Here is a 15943-nt window from a genome sequence, read left to right as displayed (position 1 = left end):
CGGCAGCGCCCTACTTCTTCGCCGCCTTCTCCTTCTTCGGCGGCGTCACCGGCCCCCGCCGCACCGCACCCGGCGCGCTCCACTCCGCCCGCTTGCGGGCCCGCTTGCGAGCCGCCTCGGACGAGTCGAGCTGCCACGGCACCGACGTCACCATCACGCCCGGCGTGAACAGCAGCCGGCCCTTCAGGCGCAGGGCGCTCTGGTTGTGCAGCAGGTGCTCGTACCAGTGGCCGACCACGTACTCGGGGATGTAGACGCTCACCGCGTCGCGCGGGCTCTCCTTGCGCAGGCCCTTGACGTAGTCGATGACCGGGCGGGTCACCTCGCGGTAGGGCGAGTCGAGGATCTTCAGCGGGACGTCGATGCCGCGCCGCTCCCACTCGTCCTGGAGGAGCTTGGTCTCGGCCGTGTCGACGTTGACGCTCAGCGCCTCCAGGGTGCCGGAGGAGCGCATCAGCTTGGCGTACGACAGGGCACGCAGCGTGGGCTTGTGGATCTTCGAGACCAGGACGATCGAGTGGACGCGCGAGGGGCGCACCGTCTCGTCGCCGACGCCCTCCTCCTCGGCGGCGATCTCCTCCGACACCCGGTCGTAGTGGCGCCGGATGGAGGTCATCACCGCGTACCAGGCGACCATGCCGATCACGGCGACGTAGGCGCCGTGCGTGAACTTGGTGAGCAGCACGACGACGAGGACGAGCGCGGAGAAGACCATGCCGAAGGCGTTGATCGCCCGGGCACGGTGCATCCGGCGGCGGGCGGCGGGGTCGGTCTCCGCGGCCAGGTGGCGGTTCCAGTGCTTGACCATGCCGCCCTGGCTGAAGGTGAACGACACGAAGACGCCCACGATGTACAGCTGGATCAGCTTGGTGGAGTCCGCGCCGAAGGCGTAGACGAGCGCACCGGCCAGCAGGGCGAGCAGCACGATGCCGTTGGAGAAGGCGAGCCGGTCGCCGCGGGTGTGCAGCTGGCGCGGGAGGTAGCGGTCCTGGGCGAGGATCGAGCCGAGCACCGGGAAGCCGTTGTAGGCCGTGTTGGCGGCCAGGAACAGCACCAGGGCGGTGGCCGCGGCCAGGAAGATGAACGGGAACGAGCCGCCGCCGAAGACCGCCTCCGCGACCTGGGCGATCACGGGGTTCTGGGTGTAGCCGTCACCCGCCGGCTTGCCGTTTATCAGCAGGTCGGTCGCCGGGTTCTCGGCCATCCGGACCTTGGTGGTCATGGCCAGGATCATGATGCCGACGAACATGACGATGGCGAGGACGCCCATCAGGGACAGCGTCGCCGCGGCGTTCTTGCTCTTGGGCTTGCGGAAGGCGGGGACGCCGTTGCTGATCGCCTCGACGCCGGTGAGCGCGGCACAGCCGGAGGAGAAGGCGCGCAGCAGAAGGAAGATCAGGGCGATGCCGGCGAGTCCGGCGTGCTCCGCCTTGATCTGGTAGTCGGCGGTCGGGGCGCGCATGACGTCGCCCATGACGATGCCGCGGAAGCCGCCCCAGAGCACCATGACGATCACGCCGCCCACGAAGGCGTAGGTGGGGATCGCGAAGAGCGTTCCGGACTCCTTCACGCCGCGCAGGTTCATCAGGGCCAGCAGCCCGATGACCACCAGCGAGAACAGCACCTTGTGCTGGACGGCGAAGGGCAGGGCCGAGCCGAGGTTCTCGACGCCGGAGGCGACGGAGACGGCGACGGTCAGGACGTAGTCGACCAGCAGGGCGCTGGCCACGGAGAGGCCGGCCTTCTGGCCGAGGTTGGTGGTGGCCACCTCGTAGGCACCGCCGCCGCCCGGGTAGGCGTGCACGGTCTGCCGGTAGGAGGCGACGACCGTGACCATCAGGGCGACGATGGCGAGGGTGATCCACGGGCTGTAGTGGTAGGCCGACGCTCCCGCCACGGACAGGACGAGCAGCACTTCGCCCGGCGCGTACGCCACGGAGGACAGGGGGTCGGAGGCGAAGACGGGGAGCGCGATGCGTTTCGGCAGGAGCGTTTCTCCCAGCCTGTCGCTGCGCAGCGCCCGGCCGATGAGAATCCGTTTCGGCAGGTCGGTCAGTTTGGACACGCAGAGGATCGTAAAGGGTCGGTATCCCTGGCGCCCACCCGCCACCCTCCGGGAGTCGATCCTTTGTACGTTACGCGACCGCTCCCGGAAGGTAAAGGGCGATTCAAATGGCCGCTCAGGCGTGGAGCCTGACGGGCAGTGCGCGATGGCCGTTGGAGATGAAGGAGTCCACCGGTCGGAGCTGGTCGGGGGCCGCCGCCAGGGACATCGCGGGGAAGCGCTCGAAGAGAGCGGGCAGGGCGACGGCCGCCTCGAGCCGGGCCAGCGGGGCGCCCAGGCAGAAGTGCACTCCGTGCCCGAAGGACAGGTGCTCCTTGGTGGCACGAGTCACATCGAACCGGCCCCCGTCGTCGCCGTACAGCCCGGGGTCGCGTCCGGCCGCCGCGTACCCCGCGAGGATCGCGTCGCCCTTGCGGAGGGTCACACCGTTCTCCAGGGCGATGTCCTCCACGGCGTAGCGCAGCGGGAGGCTGGCGACGGGTGCCTGGCAGCGCAGGGTCTCCTCGACCACGTCGTTCCAGCCGGCCTTGCCCTCGCGGACGAGGTCGAGCTGTCCGGGGTCGGCGAGCAGTGCGTGGATGGCGTTGTCGAGGAGGTTGACGGTGGTCTCGTGCCCGGCGCCGATCATCAGCAGCAGGGTGTCGACGAGCTCCTGCTCGCTCAGCCGACTGCCGTCCTCCTCGTCGCGCGCGGAGATCAGGACGCTGGTCATGTCGTCGCCGGGGGTCTCGCGCTTTCTGGCGACGACCGAGCCGAGCAGTTCGTAGATCCTGGCGTAGGTGGCCGTGACCTCCTCCGGGTCGGCGGAGGTGTGGAAGATCGAGTCGACGCAGTGCCGCAGGCCCTCGCGGGTCGCCTCGTCGTCGACGCCGAACAGCTCGCAGATCACCTGGATGGGGATCGGGTACGCGTACTCCTCGCGCAGGTCGACGATCTCGCCGTGCGGACGGGCGGCGAGACCGTCGAGGAGGTCGGCGGTCATCTGCTCGATGCGGGGCCGCAGGGCGGCCGTGCGGCGGGCGGTGAAGGCGGTGGCGACGAGGCTGCGCAGACGCCGGTGGTCACGCCCGTAGGCGGTGAACATGTTCCGGACGGCCACCCAGGTGTAGAGCGGCCATTCCGGGGAGACTTCCCCGTTGATCCACGTGGGCCAGTGCTGATGCGCATCCTTCGAGACGCGCGGATCGGTGAGCAGCTGCTTGATCAGGGGCTGGGACGTTATTGCCCACGCCACCACGCCGCCAGGGAGCTCCACAGGGGTCGCCGGGCCGTGGGCGCGGATGCGGGCTGCCTCTCCGTGAATGTCGCGGCCTGAGGGGTCGATGGTGACGGATGCGACTGATGCGACGGGGCAGGTCTGACGTTCCATCGGCTGTCTCCAGAGGTCTCTGCTGCTGCGGGTGCGGCTGCGGATGCGGATGCGGCTGATGCTGCTGCTGACGGATCGACGTGCGATTCCCCGGCACCGGCGTAACCGGGGTGGACGGTCTGCGGCGCCGGTGCCGGTACGGGCAGCGGCACCGGCGGGAAGCGCACGGGCAGCGCGGTGAGCGCGCGGTGGAACGGACCCGGGCGCCAGACGAGCCGGTCGACGGGGACGGCCAGTTCCAGGTCCGGCAGCCGGTCCAGGAGCCGTTCGACGGCGACGGCCGCGATCAGCCGTGCGGAGTCCTTGGCGGGGCAGTGGTGCGGACCCGCGCTCCAGGCGAGGTGGGCGCGGTTGCCGGAACGGTTCTCCGAGTGCAGGGCCGGGTCGGTGTTGGCGGCGGCGAAGCTCACCACGACGGGCTCGCCGGCCCGCAGCCGCGTCCCCCCGAAGTCCAGGTCCTCGACGGGATAGTGGACGGCGTAGTTGGCCATCGGCGGGTCGAGCCAGAGCACCTCGTCCAGGGCGTCCTCGACGGGCATGCTGCCGCCGCGGAGGTCGCCCGCGAAACGGTCGTCGGCCAGCAGCAGCCGCAGCGCGTTGGCGATCAGGTTCTGCTGGGGCTCGGTGCCGGCGCCGATGAGGACGACGAGCTGGTGGATCATCTCCTCGTCGGTGAGCTCGGCGTGGTGGGCCATCAGCCATGACGTCATATCGGCGCCGGGCTGCTCCCGCTTGTGGGCGATGAGTTCGACGAGGCTGCTGGTGATCAGCGCGTCGGCCCGCTCGGCGTCGACGCCGTCGAAGATGCCGGAGAAACCTTCCACCAGCCGGTCGCCGAGCTCGGGCGGGCAGCCGAAGAGCTGCTGGAAGACCAGCAGCGGCAGCATCTTGGCGTACGAGCGGAGCAGATCGGCCTCGCCCTTGGCGGTGAACCGGTCGATGAGGCTGTCGGCACTGCGCTCGACGTAGCCGCGCAGGGCGTTGGGGTCGATCCGGCCGAGGCTGTCGCTGACGGCCTCGCGGTAGCGGCGGTGCGCGTCCCCGTCGGAGAAGAGGCAGTTGGGGCGGTAGGCCATCATCGGCACGACGGGATTGTCCGGCGCCACGCGGCCGTCCGCCAGAGCGCGCCAGCGGCGGGCGTCCTTGGCGAACCGCTCGGGGGTGCGCAGCACGTCGAGCGCGGCCCGGTAGTCGGTGACGAGGGTGGCCTGCGCGCCGGGCGCCAGCTCCACCGGGGCGACGGGCCCGTACATGCGCAGCCGCCGGTAGACGGCCTGCGGGTCGGCGGCGAAGTCCGGCCCGTACAGCGGGGTGACGGGCGGGCCCGGTCGGTCCCCCTGGTGCGCGGGGCAGCCGGGCGGCGGACGGTGGGTCACACGTGCTCCTGGACGGTGCGGTTCTGCAGGTATTCCACGAGGGTGATCAGCGCGTGCGTGGAGGAGATCCGGTCGCGGGCGTCACAGGTGATCAGCGGCGTCTCCGGGAGCAGGTCGAGGGCCTCGCGGATCTCCTCCTCCGGGTACGCCGGGGCGCCGTCGAAGTGGTTGACGGCCACCGCGTACGGCAGGCCCTGCTCCTCCAGCAGGCCCATGACGTCGAAGGACTGGTCCAGGCGCCGGGTGTCGGCGAGGACGAGCGCGCCCAGCGCCCCCTGGGTCATGTCCTGCCAGAGCCGGGTGAAGCGCTGCTGGCCGGGGGCGCCGAAGAGGTAGAGGACGAGGCTGTCGCTGAGGGTGAGCCGGCCGAAGTCCATGGCGACCGTGGTGGTGGTCTTGCCCTCGATGCCGGCCAGGTCGTCGACGGACGCGCCGGCCTGCGTCATCGTCTCCTCGGTGCGCAGCGGCCGGATCTCCGACAGCGAGCCCACGAAGGTGGTCTTGCCCACCGCGAAGTGCCCGACGACGAGGATCTTCACGGCGGTCTGCACGGTCCGTCGCAGATAGAGGTCTCCGTCAGAGGCGAGCACGGAGTCCATCGAGCACCTCCTGCAAGATCTGGGCCTCGGGCAGCTGCGCCGAGGGAATGGGAGCCCTGGTGGACAGGTGGCCGCTGTCGACGAGATCGCCGAGCAGCACCTTGGTGACGCTGACGGGCAGCATCAGGTGGCCGGCGATCTCGGCGACGGACAGGGCACCGCCGAGGCAGAGTTCCATGAGCCTGCGCTTCTCCGGGCTGAGGCCGCCGAGCGGCCGGTCCTCGTGCGCCATGACCAGGGTGACCAGGTCGAAGGTGTTGCGGGTCGGGTGGGAACGCCCGTCGGTGACGACGTACGGGCGCACCAGCCCTCTCTCGTGCCTCGGCGCAGGAGGGGTCATGCCCGGTTGCCCTGCCAGCTGTCCTGCCGCGGCGGGCTGACGAGTTCCTTGCCGAGCCGGTCGACCGTCTTCTGCATGCGGTAGGTGACGGCCTCCATGTCGACGTTCTCGCCCGCGGAGACGGCGAGGTACGCGCCGGGGCCGGCGGCGATGAGGAAGACGTAGCCGTGGGCGAACTCCACCAGCGTCTGCCGCCAGGCGCTCTCCTGGTGTGCCGGGTGGGTGCAGAAGTCGCTGGTGGAACGGCTGATGGACTGCAGCCCGGAGAGGGCGGCGGCCTGGCGCTCGGCCTCGTCCCGGTCGATGCCCCGGGAGTGGGCGCGCAGCATGCCGTCGGCGGAGAGCAGGATCGCGTGGCGCGCCTCCGGCATCTTCACGACCTCGTCGAGCATCCAGCCGAGCTCTTTGTTCATGTGGTCGTTCACGCGTAGGGGTTCCCTTCGTCTTCTCCGGGTGCCCGGTCCGGGTGCCGGGCGGGGCCTTCGTGCCGGTCAAGTCCTTGGTGGCGGTCGGCGCGGCCGTTGCGGGTGCCGCGGGCGAAGGCGCCCATGCGCCGGGCGGTCTCCTCCGCGGTCCGCTCCTGGGGTGCCTCGGCGGGCAGCGGCGCCGACGGCGTGCGGCCGTGGCCGGCGGCGGGCTGCCGGCGGCGGCGCTTGGGCAGTCCGCCCGCCGTGGATCCGGTGACCGGCGGCGGGGCGTCCGGCGCGGGCGGCACGGGGCCGGGGTGGGTGCGCTCCACGGGGCGCGGGTGCGGACGGCCGCCCGGGCGCTGGCTCCTGGTGCTCTGCCGGGACGGCGGGGCCAGCGGCGTGGTGTCCGGCCCGTCGACGTCGAGCTGGGTCAGCAGGCTGCTGGGCAGGAAGACGACGGTCCGTACGCCGCCGTAGGGCGAGCGGGTGTCGACGGAGACGCTGAAGCCGTAGCGGGCGGCGAGCACGCCGATGACGGGGAAGCCGAACTGGGGCGGGTCGCCGAGCCGGGAGACGTCCACGGTGCGGCGTCCGGTGAGGAAGGCGACCGCCTGCTGGACCTCCTGGCCGTCCATGCCGACGCCCGCGTCGTCGATGACGATGCAGGCGCCGTTGTGCACCGGCTGGAGGCTGACCTCGACGGTGGTGTTCGGCTGGGAGTGCCGGGCGGCGTTGTCGAGGAGCTCGGCGACGGCCAGCACCACGGGCTCGACGGCCCGGCTGACGACGGCGACGTCAGCCTGGCTGTGCACCCGGACGCGCCGGTAGTCGCGGATGCGCGAGGTCGCGCCGCGGACGACGTCGGTGAGCGGCGAGGCGACGCGCTGCCGGCCGGGCCAGGAGCCGCACAGCACGGCGATGGCCTGGGCGCGGCGGCCGAACTGGGAGTTGGCGTGGTCGATCTCCAGCAGGTCGCGCAGCACGTCGGGGTTGTCGTGCCGGTCCTGCATGTCGGAGATGGCCAGCTGCTGTTCGTGGGCCAGCCCCTGGAGGGAGCGCATGGACGCCTTGAGCGCGGCCTTGGCGGACTGGTCCGCGCGGGCCTGCGCCTTGTCCACGGCCCGGGTGAACAGCTCCATCACCGACTGCATGCCCTGGGCGAACACGGTGCCGGCGAGCCGCTCGTCGAGCAGCCCGGGGAGCGGCACGGACTGGTCCGCGGAGTCGGCGACGGCGGGCAGCCGGACCCGGACCAGGTGTCCGATCTCCTCGTCACGCGCCCGGAGGCCGTCCTCCAGCTGGTCGGCTCGCCTGCGCACACCGGTGGTGATCGTCCGCTGGCGCATCAGGAGCACGACCGCAACGGTCAGGGCGATGGCCAGACACCAGATCACCACCTCCGGTATGTGATGTGACATCAATTCCTCTTGGACGACGGGGGCATTGGGGACGCCGGGACAGGGAAACGACCTGACGACCCGTCCAGAAGCGGAATACGCGGATCATCCTAACCACGCGGGTGACCGTGTGTCCGATCTTCGTCACGAAAGACGAACAGACTTCCGCTTTCGGGTCGCCCGGCACGGAGTTCGCGCGAAGGAAAGCCCAATTCCGGACTTTTGCAGCGGTGTTGACGGTGCCGGTCTGGACCATTACCCCTCGTGAGCCCCCGCCCGGCCCACGACGGGGGTGGCCGGTCCTCGACGATCGGCTCCGGCCGCGGCCCCGGTGGGGGCCAAAAATTTCACCGCCCGTTGAAATGCTCCCGGTGCACGGTCGGCCGTCCTGGCCTCCGGTCGGCGCGGCACAACGGATACGGTGGTGTCGTGCACCGATTCGGATGATGCTCCGATGGGTGTGTCATGAGCCGAAGCAAGGAAGTGTGAGCAGGGTGTTGGTGCAGGTCAGCGCGGTATTCCGGAATACGGGGGCATCGACGTGCACGTTGTGATCATGGGGTGCGGGCGGGTCGGCTCGGCCCTCGCGCAGACCCTCGAGCAGCAGGGCCACACCGTCGCCGTGATCGACCAGGACCCGACGGCCTTCCGTCGCCTGGGCTCCGGCTTCGGCGGGCGGCGGGTGACCGGGGTCGGCTTCGACCAGGACACCCTCCGCGAGGCGGGCATCGAGGAGGCGGGCGCCTTCGCCGCGGTCAGCAGCGGCGACAACTCCAACATCATCGCGGCCCGGGTGGCCCGCGAGATGTTCGGCGTCGAGAACGTGGCGGCGCGCATCTACGACCCGCGCCGCGCCGAGGTCTACCAGCGCCTGGGCATCCCGACCGTGGCCACCGTGCGATGGACGGCCGACCAGATGCTGCGCCGGCTGCTGCCCTCCGGGGCCGAACCGCTCTGGCGCGACCCGAGCGGCGGCGTCCAGCTCGCCGAGGTGACCGTCTCGGAGGCCTGGGTCGGCCACAAGGTGAGCCTGATCCAGGAGGAGACCGGGGTGCGCGTCGCGTTCCTCACCCGGCTGGGCGAGGCGATGCTGCCGTCGTCCTCGACGGTGCTGCAGGAGGGCGATCTGGTGCACGTGATGATGCGCACCGACGAGGTCGAGAAGGTGGAAGCCGCTTTCGCGCAGGGGCCTGAGGAGGCGCACCGATGAGGGTTGCGATTGCCGGTGCCGGTGCCGTCGGCCGCTCGATCGCGAGCGAGCTGCTGGAGAACGGGCACGAGGTCCTGCTGGTCGACAAGGCTCCGTCCGCCATCTCCGTGGAGCGGGTGCCGATGGCCGAGTGGCTGCTGGCCGACGCCTGTGAGATCACCTCGCTGGACGAGGCGGCGCTGCAGCGCTGCAACGTCGTCATCGCGGCGACCGGTGACGACAAGGTCAACCTCGTGGTCTCGCTGCTCGCGAAGACCGAGTACGGGGTGCCGCGGGTCGTGGCCCGCGTGAACAACCCCAAGAACGAGTGGCTGTTCAACGAGGCCTGGGGCGTGGACGTCGCCGTCTCCACCCCGCGTCTGATGTCCGCGCTGGTCGAGGAGGCCGTGAGCGTCGGCGATCTGGTGCGGCTGCTGCGCTTCAGCCAGGGCGACGCCAACCTCGTCGAGCTCACCCTCCCGCCGGAGGCGGCCCTGGCCGGCACCCGGGTCGGCGACGTGGACTGGCCCGAGGACACCTCGCTGGTCACCATCATCCGCGGCAACCGGGTGCTCACGCCGAACAAGGAGGACGTCCTGGAGGCCGGCGACGAGCTCCTCTTCGTCGCCGCCCCGGCACGTGAGGAGCAGCTGGAGGACCTGCTGTCGGTGCGGCGCGAGGACGCCTAGCGGCTCTGCCGGGGTGCGGTGCTTCGGCTGCGGGTCGGTTGTGGCTGGTCGCGCAGTTCCCCGCGCCCCTTCAGGGCGCGAAAGGGGCCCGGGAACCGAATCGGTTCCCGGGCCCTTCGGCTTTTAGGCCTGTGCCTTTTTTAAGCCTGTGCCTTCTCGCGCTCGGCGGCCTCCGCCGCCTCCATTTCCGCGAAGACGTCGATCGGCGCGGGGGCCTTGGCCAGGAAGATCCAGGTCAGGTAGACCGACAGCAGCATCGGCGGGATGCCCAGGGCCACCTTCACCCAGCCCAGCTGGGTCGCGTCGCCCCACCAGTAGAGCGGGAACAGGATCGCCGACTTGGCGAGCAGGATCAGCCCCCAGGCCCAGCTGGCCTTGGTGTACGCCGTTTTGCGGCCGGGGTTACGGGTGCGCCAGGAGAGGTTCTCCTTGAACAGCGGGCCCAGGATCACGCCGAGCAGCGGGAAGCCCGCGAGCGCGGTGACGATGTACGCCACCGCCAGCCCGAGGGTGTAGAGCATGCCCGGCAGGTAGAAATTCTTGGCGTCGCCGGACATCATCGCGAAGACGGCGCCGAAGGCCACCCCGAAGACACCGCTGAAGGCGTGCTTGAGGGTGTCCCGGGACACCAGCCGGGCCACGCCCAGCACCAGGGACAGGCCCAGTGCGGCGATCGCGGCGAGGTGGATGTCCCGCTTGACCGTGTAGAACGCGACGAAGACGAGGCCGGGGACGGTGGTCTCCACCATGCCGCGCACCCCGCCGAAGGCCTCGAAGAGAGCGGCCTCGGTGGCCGCTCTCGCATCGCTGCCGGGGCCCTGCTCCTGCCGGTCCACCACCGGCTTGTCGGGGGACGTCAACGGCTACTCCTGTCCGACGGGTCGGAGTTCGTATCGGGGATTGAACAGCACCCGGCGGCCGCGGCTCATGGAGATCCGGCCGGAGGCGATCAGCTTGCGGCCGGGCTCTATGCCGGCGATGGACCGCCGTCCCAGCCAGACCACGTCCAGCGGGGCCGAGCCGTCGAACAGTTCGGCCTCCAGCGCGGGGACACCGGCGCGGGGGCGCAGCGTCACGGTGCGCAGGGTGCCGGTGACCTTGACGATCTGGCGGTCGTCGCAGTCACAGATCCGGGTGCAGCCCGCGGCCTCCGTGTCCTGTTGCAGCTCGGCGTGGTGCAGCTCTTCCTGCGAGCTGGACAGCCGGTCGAGCATCCGGCGGAAACGGCCGGTCGGCTTGTCGGAACGTGGTGCGGCGCTCATGAATCCAGCCTACCGGGGCGGCCCCCGCCCGATCCCCTCCCGTGACCACTTGCGTCACACCTCGAACCGGTATCCCATCCCCGGCTCCGTGATGCTGCAATTCCCGGGGGCACCCCCCGGACCCCCGGCCGGAGACCCCCGGCCACTCAGACCTCGAAGCGGTACCCCATCCCCGGCTCCGTGATGAAGTGCTTCGGGTGCGACGGGTCGCGCTCCAGCTTGCGGCGGAGCTGGGCCATGTAGACGCGGAGGTAGTTGGTCTCGGTGCCGTAGGACGGGCCCCAGACCTCCTGGAGGAGCTGTTTCTGGCTGACGAGACGGCCCGTATTGCGGACCAGGACCTCCAGCAGGTGCCACTCGGTCGGGGTCAGCCGGACGTCCCGCCCGTCGCGGTTGACCTTCTTCGCGGCGAGGTCGACCGTGAAGACCTCCGTCTCCACGATCGCGTCGTCGCCCGTGGCCGACGGCCCCGTCGGCTCGGCGCGCCGCACGGCGGCCCGCAGCCGGGCCAGCAGTTCGTCCATGCCGAACGGCTTGGTGACGTAGTCGTCGGCACCGGCGTCCAGCGCCTCGACCTTCTCGTCCGAGGTCTGGCGGGCGGAGAGGACCAGGATCGGCACCCGGGTCCAGCCGCGCAGGCCCTTGATCACCTCGACGCCGTCCATGTCGGGCAGACCGAGGTCGAGGATGACCACGTCGGGGTGCCGGGCGGCGGCGAGCTGGAGGGCGGTGGCGCCGTCGGGCGCGGCGTCGACCTCGTACTTCCGCGCCTTGAGGTTGATGACGAGCGCGCGGACGATCTGCGGCTCGTCATCAACCACGAGCACCCGGTTCATGCTGAACCACCTCTGCTGTTCATGCGGCCCATCCGCTGGGCGCGCGGTCTCGGTCTGTCGGTCTGTGCGTGCTGTGCTGTGCGTACGGCGGTGCGCCGGGGGGTCATGTCGTGGCCTGCGCCGGGAGGTCGGCGCGCACCGGCGCCAGGCCGGCGGCGGCCCGCAGGGTGAGGACCATGGTCATGCCGCCGCCGGGGGTGTCCTCGGCCGTGAGCGTGCCGCCCATGGCCTCCGCGAAGCCGCGCGCGACGGCCAGGCCCAGGCCGACCCCGGCGCCGCGCGGCGCGTCGCCGTAGCGCTGGAACGGCTCGAAGATCCGGTTCTTGGCGCTGTCCGGCACGCCGGGGCCCGTGTCGGCCACCCGGACCTCGACGCGGTCGCCGAGGGCGCTGGCGGAGACCATGACGGGCACGCCGTCGGGACTGTACTTCACGGCGTTCTCGACGATGTTGGCGACGCTGCGCTCCAGCAGGCCGGGGTCGACGGCGACCATCGGCAGCGTCTCGGGGATGTCCAGCGCGACGCTGCCCTCGGGGACGCCGCCCAGGGCCATCGGGACGACCTCGTCGAGGTCGATCTCGCGGATCAGCGGGGTGACGGTGCCGGTCTGCAGTCGGGACATGTCGAGCAGGTTGCCGACGAGGTGGTCGAGCCGGTCGGCGCCGTCCTCGATGCCCGCCAGCAGTTCGGCCTCGTCCTCCTCGGACCAGGCCACATCGTCGGAGCGCAGAGAGGTCACGGCGGCCTTGATGCCCGCGAGCGGGGTGCGCAGGTCGTGGCTGACGGCGGCGAGCAGGGCGGTGCGGATGCGGTTGCCCTCGTCCAGCTCGCGGGCCCGCTCGGCCTCGCCGACCAGCCGCTGCCGGTCCAGGACCACGGCGGCCTGGGCGGCGAAGGCGGCCAGCACGCGGCGGTCCTCGGCGGGCAGGACGCGGCCGGAGAGCACGAGGGCCATGTTGTCGCCGACGGGCATGTCGACGTCGCCGTCCTCGGGGCGCAGCAGCGGCCTGCCGGAGTTGGTCACCTCGCTCGCCGCGCAGGTCCACGGGTCCACCTCGCTGGCCCGCTCCAGCAGGGCCACGGAGTCCATGGCGAAGGTCTCCCGGACCCGCTCCAGCAGGGCCTCCAGGCTGGTCTCGCCGCGCAGGACGCTGCCGGCCAGGAAGGAGAGGATCTCGGACTCGGCGCGCAGCCGGGCCGCCTGGTGGGTGCGGCGGGCGGCGAGGTCCACCACGGAGGCCACGGAGACCGCGACGAACACGAAGATCACGATCGCGACGATGTTCTTCGGGTCGGTGATCGTCCACTCGTGCAGCGGCTCGACGAAGTAGTAGTTGAGCAGCAGCGAGCCGACGGCCGCGGAGGCCAGGGCCGGGAAGAGGCCGCCGAGCAGCGCCGCCCCGACCGTCAGGCACAGGAACAGCAGCATGTCGTTGGCGAGGCCGACCTCGGGCACGACGGTCGTCAGCAGCATGCTGAGCGCGACGGGTGCGACCACGCCGACCAGCCAGCCGGCCACGATCCGCCCGCGCCCCAGCCGGGCGCCGCGGGCGACGGGCAGGCCCCGGCCCTTGGCGACCTCTTCGTGGGTGACGATGTGGACGTCCAGGTCGGGCCCGGAGTCGCGGGCGACGGTGGCGCCGACGCCGGGGCCGAAGATGTACTGCCACGTCTTGCGGCGGCTGGAGCCCAGCACGATCTGGGTGGCGTTGACGCCGCGCGCGAACTCCAGCAGCGAGGCGGGCACGTCGTCGCCTATGACGTGGTGGAAGGTGCCGCCGAGGTCCTCGACCAGGGTGCGCTGGACGGCCAGTTCCTTGGGCGAGGCCGAGGTCAGGCCGTCGCTGCGGGCGATGTAGACGGCGAGGATCTCGCTGCCGGAGCCCTTGGCGGCCATGCGGGCGGCGCGGCGGATGAGGGTGCGGCCCTCGGGTCCGCCGGTGAGGCCGACGACGATGCGCTCACGCGCGTGCCAGATGGTCGAGACGCTGTGGTCGGTGCGGTACTGGCGCAGGTATTCGTCGACGCGGTCGGCGGTCCACAGCAGGGCCAGCTCGCGCAGCGCGGTGAGGTTGCCGGGCCGGAAGTAGTTGGAGAGGGCGGCGTCGACCTTGTCGGGCTTGTAGATGTTGCCGTGCGCCATGCGGCGGCGCAGGGCCTGCGGCGACATGTCGACGAGCTCGATCTGGTCGGCGCGGCGCACGACCTCGTCGGGCACCGTCTCGCGCTGCCGCACGCCCGTTATGGACTCGACGACGTCGCCCAGCGACTCCAGGTGCTGGATGTTGACGGTCGAGACGACGTCGATGCCGGCCTTGAGGATCTCCTCGACGTCCTGCCAGCGCTTGGTGTTGCGCGAGCCGGGCACGTTGGTGTGGGCCAGCTCGTCGACGAGGACGACCTCGGGGCGGCGGGCGAGAACGGCGTCGACGTCCATCTCCGTGAAGACGGAGTCCCGGTAGACGATCTCGCGGCGCGGCACTTCCTCCAGGCCGTGCAGCATGACTTCCGTGCGCGGGCGGCCGTGGTGCTCGACGAAGCCGACGACTGCGTCGGTGCCGCGCTCGACGCGGCGGTGTGCCTCGGAGAGCATGGCGTAGGTCTTGCCGACGCCCGGTGCCGCGCCGAGATAGATCCGGAGATTGCCGCGTCCCATGGCCCCATTGTCTTTCACGATGCGCGGCCGTGTTCTGGGCGGTTTTCCGCCGCGAGGTGCAGCACTGCCGCGCGCACGTCGACCTTACGACCAAGGTTCGGGACATATCGGGCGCAAGGCGGTCGTGGGCCGGGTATTGACGCAGTTCTGACGCCGCCCGCCGTGTCCTTCTGCGAGGATGCCCCGATGCACCGGGCATCCACGGCTCACACGTCGGAATTCACACCTGCCGGCCTGGAGAGGATCCGGGCCCTGCTGGACCTCGCCTTCGAGGGCGACTTCACCGCCGATGACTGGGACCACACCCTCTGCGGCATCCACGCCACCGTCCACGGGGACGGCGGCGAGCTGCTGGCCCACGGCTCACTGGTGCAGCGGCGGCTGCTGCACGGCGGGCGGGCGCTGCGCACGGGCTATGTGGAGGCGGTGGCCGTCCACCCCGGCCACCGCCGGCAGGGCCTGGCGAGCGCCGTGATGGAGGCCTTGGAGCGCGTGCTGCACTCGGGCGGCTACCACATCGGCGCACTCGGCGCCGCGGCTGCGGCCGTCCCCCTCTACACGGGCCGCGGCTGGCAGCAGTGGCGGGGGCGGACCGCGGTCCTCAGCCCCGACGGCGTCGTACGCACACCGGAGGAGGACGGCCACATCTACGTCCTGCCCATGCGCTCGGAGCCGGCCCTCGACGGGGAGCTGGTGTGCGACTGGCGTCCGGGCGACGTCTGGTGAACGACAAGTTCCCCGCGCCCCGTCAAGGGGCGCGGGGAACTGCGTGATCAGCCACCGACGACCGTCAGTTCTTCGCAAGCTCCCGCAACGCGACGTTCAGCTTGAGAACGTTCACCCGCGGCTCGCCCATGAAGCCCAGCTGCCGTCCGTCGACGTGGTCCTCGACCAGTTGACGCACCTTGGCCGCCGGCAGGTGATTCGCCTTGGCCACCCGCTCGGCCTGCAGCCGCGCGTACGCCGGCGAGATGTCGGGGTCGACACCCGAGCCGGAGGCGGTCACCGCGTCCGTCGGGACGTCCGCCGGCGAGACGCCGTTGAAGGCGGCGATGTCCGCGCGGCGCTGCTTGATGCTGTCGAGCAGCACCTTGCTGTCGGCGGCGAGGTTGGAGGCCCCGGAGACCAGCAGCTTGTACTGCGTGTTCTCGGTGTTGGGCCCGGCCGCCGACGGCCGCGGCTGGAAGTACTGCGGGTCGGGCAGCGGGTTGCCGTCCTTGTCCTTCTTGTCCAGCGAGAAGCTCTGGCCGAGGAGTTCGGAGCCGACGGACTTGCCGTCGACCTTGATCTCGGAGCCGTTGGCCTTGTCGTTGAACGCGGCCTGGGCGATGCCGGTGACGACCAGCGGGTAGATCACACCGCAGACCACGGTGAGCACCAGCAGGGCCCGGAGCCCCGCCATCAGCAGGCGTGCCGTGCTGCGTACGGAGTTGTTCATGACGTCACCCGATGCCAGGGATGAGGGAGATGAGCAGGTCGATGATCTTGATGCCGATGAACGGGGAGATCAGGCCGCCCAGTCCGTAGATCAAGAGGTTGCGCCGGAGCATCGCGTCCGCGCTCATCGGCCGGTAGCGCACGCCCTTGAGGGCGAGCGGCACCAGGGCCACGATGATCAGCGCGTTGAAGATGACGGCCGAGAGGATCGCGGACTGCGGCGAGTGCAGGCTCATGATGTTGAGCTTGTCCAGGCCGGGGTAGGCGACCGCGAACATCGCGGGGATGATCGCGAAGTACTTCGCGACGTCGTTGGCG

General features: G+C 71.0%; 15 protein-coding genes and 1 pseudogene. 3 read left to right on the top strand and 13 right to left on the bottom strand.

The window, feature by feature from the left end:
- Nucleotides 1-10 precede the first annotated feature (10 nt).
- The 7 genes from HG542_RS30135 to HG542_RS30105 all read right to left on the bottom strand — a co-directional run bounded on the left by HG542_RS30135 (nucleotide 11) and on the right by HG542_RS30105 (nucleotide 7577).
- Nucleotides 11-2065: an APC family permease gene (locus tag HG542_RS30135; RefSeq protein ID WP_171086997.1), complete on the bottom strand. Its 2055-nt coding sequence runs from the start codon at nucleotides 2063-2065 to the stop codon at nucleotides 11-13.
- 115 nt (nucleotides 2066-2180) lie between these two features.
- The gene (locus tag HG542_RS30130) at nucleotides 2181-3302 is read right to left on the bottom strand and encodes a cytochrome P450 family protein (RefSeq protein WP_227727512.1); all 1122 of its coding nucleotides are present in this window, start codon (nucleotides 3300-3302) and stop codon (nucleotides 2181-2183) included.
- Entirely contained in the window at nucleotides 3284-4687 is a 1404-nt protein-coding gene (locus HG542_RS30125) for a cytochrome P450 (RefSeq protein WP_373313249.1), read from the bottom strand. The genes HG542_RS30130 and HG542_RS30125 overlap by 19 nt, the downstream gene beginning before the upstream one ends.
- Nucleotides 4688-4806: 119 nt before the next feature.
- A complete protein-coding gene (locus HG542_RS30120) occupies nucleotides 4807-5409 on the bottom strand; it encodes a GTP-binding protein (RefSeq protein WP_171086992.1) in 603 nt (200 codons plus the stop codon).
- Complete coding sequence (locus tag HG542_RS30115; protein WP_171086990.1) at nucleotides 5387-5749, bottom strand: DUF742 domain-containing protein; 363 nt, start codon at nucleotides 5747-5749, stop codon at nucleotides 5387-5389. The genes HG542_RS30120 and HG542_RS30115 overlap by 23 nt, the downstream gene beginning before the upstream one ends.
- Complete coding sequence (locus HG542_RS30110) at nucleotides 5746-6174, bottom strand: roadblock/LC7 domain-containing protein (RefSeq protein ID WP_227727514.1); 429 nt, start codon at nucleotides 6172-6174, stop codon at nucleotides 5746-5748. The genes HG542_RS30115 and HG542_RS30110 overlap by 4 nt, the downstream gene beginning before the upstream one ends.
- On the bottom strand, nucleotides 6171-7577 hold the full coding sequence (locus HG542_RS30105) for an ATP-binding protein (protein WP_171086988.1): 1407 nt from the start codon (nucleotides 7575-7577) through the stop codon (nucleotides 6171-6173). The genes HG542_RS30110 and HG542_RS30105 overlap by 4 nt, the downstream gene beginning before the upstream one ends.
- Nucleotides 7578-8097: 520 nt before the next feature.
- On the opposite strand from HG542_RS30105, the gene HG542_RS30100 reads away from it, so the two are divergent.
- Entirely contained in the window at nucleotides 8098-8766 is a 669-nt protein-coding gene (locus HG542_RS30100; RefSeq protein WP_171086986.1) for a potassium channel family protein, read from the top strand.
- Nucleotides 8763-9434, top strand: a complete 672-nt coding sequence (locus HG542_RS30095) for a potassium channel family protein (protein ID WP_171086984.1) — start codon at nucleotides 8763-8765, stop codon at nucleotides 9432-9434. The genes HG542_RS30100 and HG542_RS30095 overlap by 4 nt, the downstream gene beginning before the upstream one ends.
- A 140-nt stretch (nucleotides 9435-9574) precedes the next feature.
- On the opposite strand, the gene HG542_RS30090 is transcribed toward HG542_RS30095, so the two are convergent.
- The 4 genes from HG542_RS30090 to HG542_RS30075 all read right to left on the bottom strand — a co-directional run bounded on the left by HG542_RS30090 (nucleotide 9575) and on the right by HG542_RS30075 (nucleotide 14188).
- Nucleotides 9575-10294 (bottom strand): DUF3159 domain-containing protein, encoded by a 720-nt coding sequence (locus HG542_RS30090; RefSeq protein ID WP_171086983.1) that lies wholly within the window; start codon nucleotides 10292-10294, stop codon nucleotides 9575-9577.
- 3 nt (nucleotides 10295-10297) lie between these two features.
- Entirely contained in the window at nucleotides 10298-10696 is a 399-nt protein-coding gene (locus HG542_RS30085; RefSeq protein WP_171086981.1) for an OB-fold nucleic acid binding domain-containing protein, read from the bottom strand.
- A gap of 146 nt (nucleotides 10697-10842) precedes the next feature.
- Nucleotides 10843-11532 carry a response regulator gene (locus HG542_RS30080; protein ID WP_171086978.1) on the bottom strand — a complete coding sequence of 230 codons (690 nt, stop codon included), beginning with the start codon at nucleotides 11530-11532 and terminating at the stop codon, nucleotides 10843-10845.
- A 103-nt stretch (nucleotides 11533-11635) separates the two neighbouring features.
- The gene (locus HG542_RS30075) at nucleotides 11636-14188 is read right to left on the bottom strand and encodes an ATP-binding protein (RefSeq protein ID WP_171086976.1); all 2553 of its coding nucleotides are present in this window, start codon (nucleotides 14186-14188) and stop codon (nucleotides 11636-11638) included.
- Between the two features lie 186 nt (nucleotides 14189-14374).
- Here HG542_RS30075 and HG542_RS30070 point away from each other — a divergent pair, with 186 nt between their 5' ends.
- Nucleotides 14375-14914, top strand: a complete 540-nt coding sequence (locus HG542_RS30070; RefSeq protein WP_171086974.1) for a GNAT family N-acetyltransferase — start codon at nucleotides 14375-14377, stop codon at nucleotides 14912-14914.
- Between the two features lie 64 nt (nucleotides 14915-14978).
- On the opposite strand, the gene kdpC is transcribed toward HG542_RS30070, so the two are convergent.
- Nucleotides 14979-15626: a potassium-transporting ATPase subunit KdpC gene (gene kdpC, locus HG542_RS30065; RefSeq protein WP_171086972.1), complete on the bottom strand. Its 648-nt coding sequence runs from the start codon at nucleotides 15624-15626 to the stop codon at nucleotides 14979-14981.
- A gap of 4 nt (nucleotides 15627-15630) precedes the next feature.
- Nucleotides 15631-15943 (bottom strand): annotated as a pseudogene (locus tag HG542_RS30060) (potassium-transporting ATPase subunit B); the annotation flags it as partial.

Origin of the sequence: Streptomyces morookaense, from assembly GCF_013030945.1 — a bacterium.
Classification (GTDB): Bacteria; Actinomycetota; Actinomycetes; order Streptomycetales; family Streptomycetaceae; genus Streptomyces; species Streptomyces morookaensis.
The sequence above is the reverse complement of the archived record's forward strand: the minus strand, read 5'-3'. Positions and strand labels throughout refer to the sequence as shown.

What these genes read in the sequence shown, in the direction of transcription:
- HG542_RS30080 (WP_171086978.1), bottom strand. Translation starts at nt 11,532, where the DNA reads ATGAACCGGGTGCTCGTGGTTGATGACGAGCCGCAGATCGTCCGCGCG.
- HG542_RS30075 (WP_171086976.1), bottom strand. Translation starts at nt 14,188, where the DNA reads ATGGGACGCGGCAATCTCCGGATCTATCTCGGCGCGGCACCGGGCGTC.
- HG542_RS30095 (WP_171086984.1), top strand. Translation starts at nt 8,763, where the DNA reads ATGAGGGTTGCGATTGCCGGTGCCGGTGCCGTCGGCCGCTCGATCGCG.
- kdpC (WP_171086972.1), bottom strand. Translation starts at nt 15,626, where the DNA reads ATGAACAACTCCGTACGCAGCACGGCACGCCTGCTGATGGCGGGGCTC.
- HG542_RS30120 (WP_171086992.1), bottom strand. Translation starts at nt 5,409, where the DNA reads ATGGACTCCGTGCTCGCCTCTGACGGAGACCTCTATCTGCGACGGACC.
- HG542_RS30105 (WP_171086988.1), bottom strand. Translation starts at nt 7,577, where the DNA reads ATGTCACATCACATACCGGAGGTGGTGATCTGGTGTCTGGCCATCGCC.
- HG542_RS30125 (WP_373313249.1), bottom strand. Translation starts at nt 4,687, where the DNA reads ATGTACGGGCCCGTCGCCCCGGTGGAGCTGGCGCCCGGCGCGCAGGCC.
- HG542_RS30085 (WP_171086981.1), bottom strand. Translation starts at nt 10,696, where the DNA reads ATGAGCGCCGCACCACGTTCCGACAAGCCGACCGGCCGTTTCCGCCGG.
- HG542_RS30070 (WP_171086974.1), top strand. Translation starts at nt 14,375, where the DNA reads ATGCACCGGGCATCCACGGCTCACACGTCGGAATTCACACCTGCCGGC.
- HG542_RS30115 (WP_171086990.1), bottom strand. Translation starts at nt 5,749, where the DNA reads ATGACCCCTCCTGCGCCGAGGCACGAGAGAGGGCTGGTGCGCCCGTAC.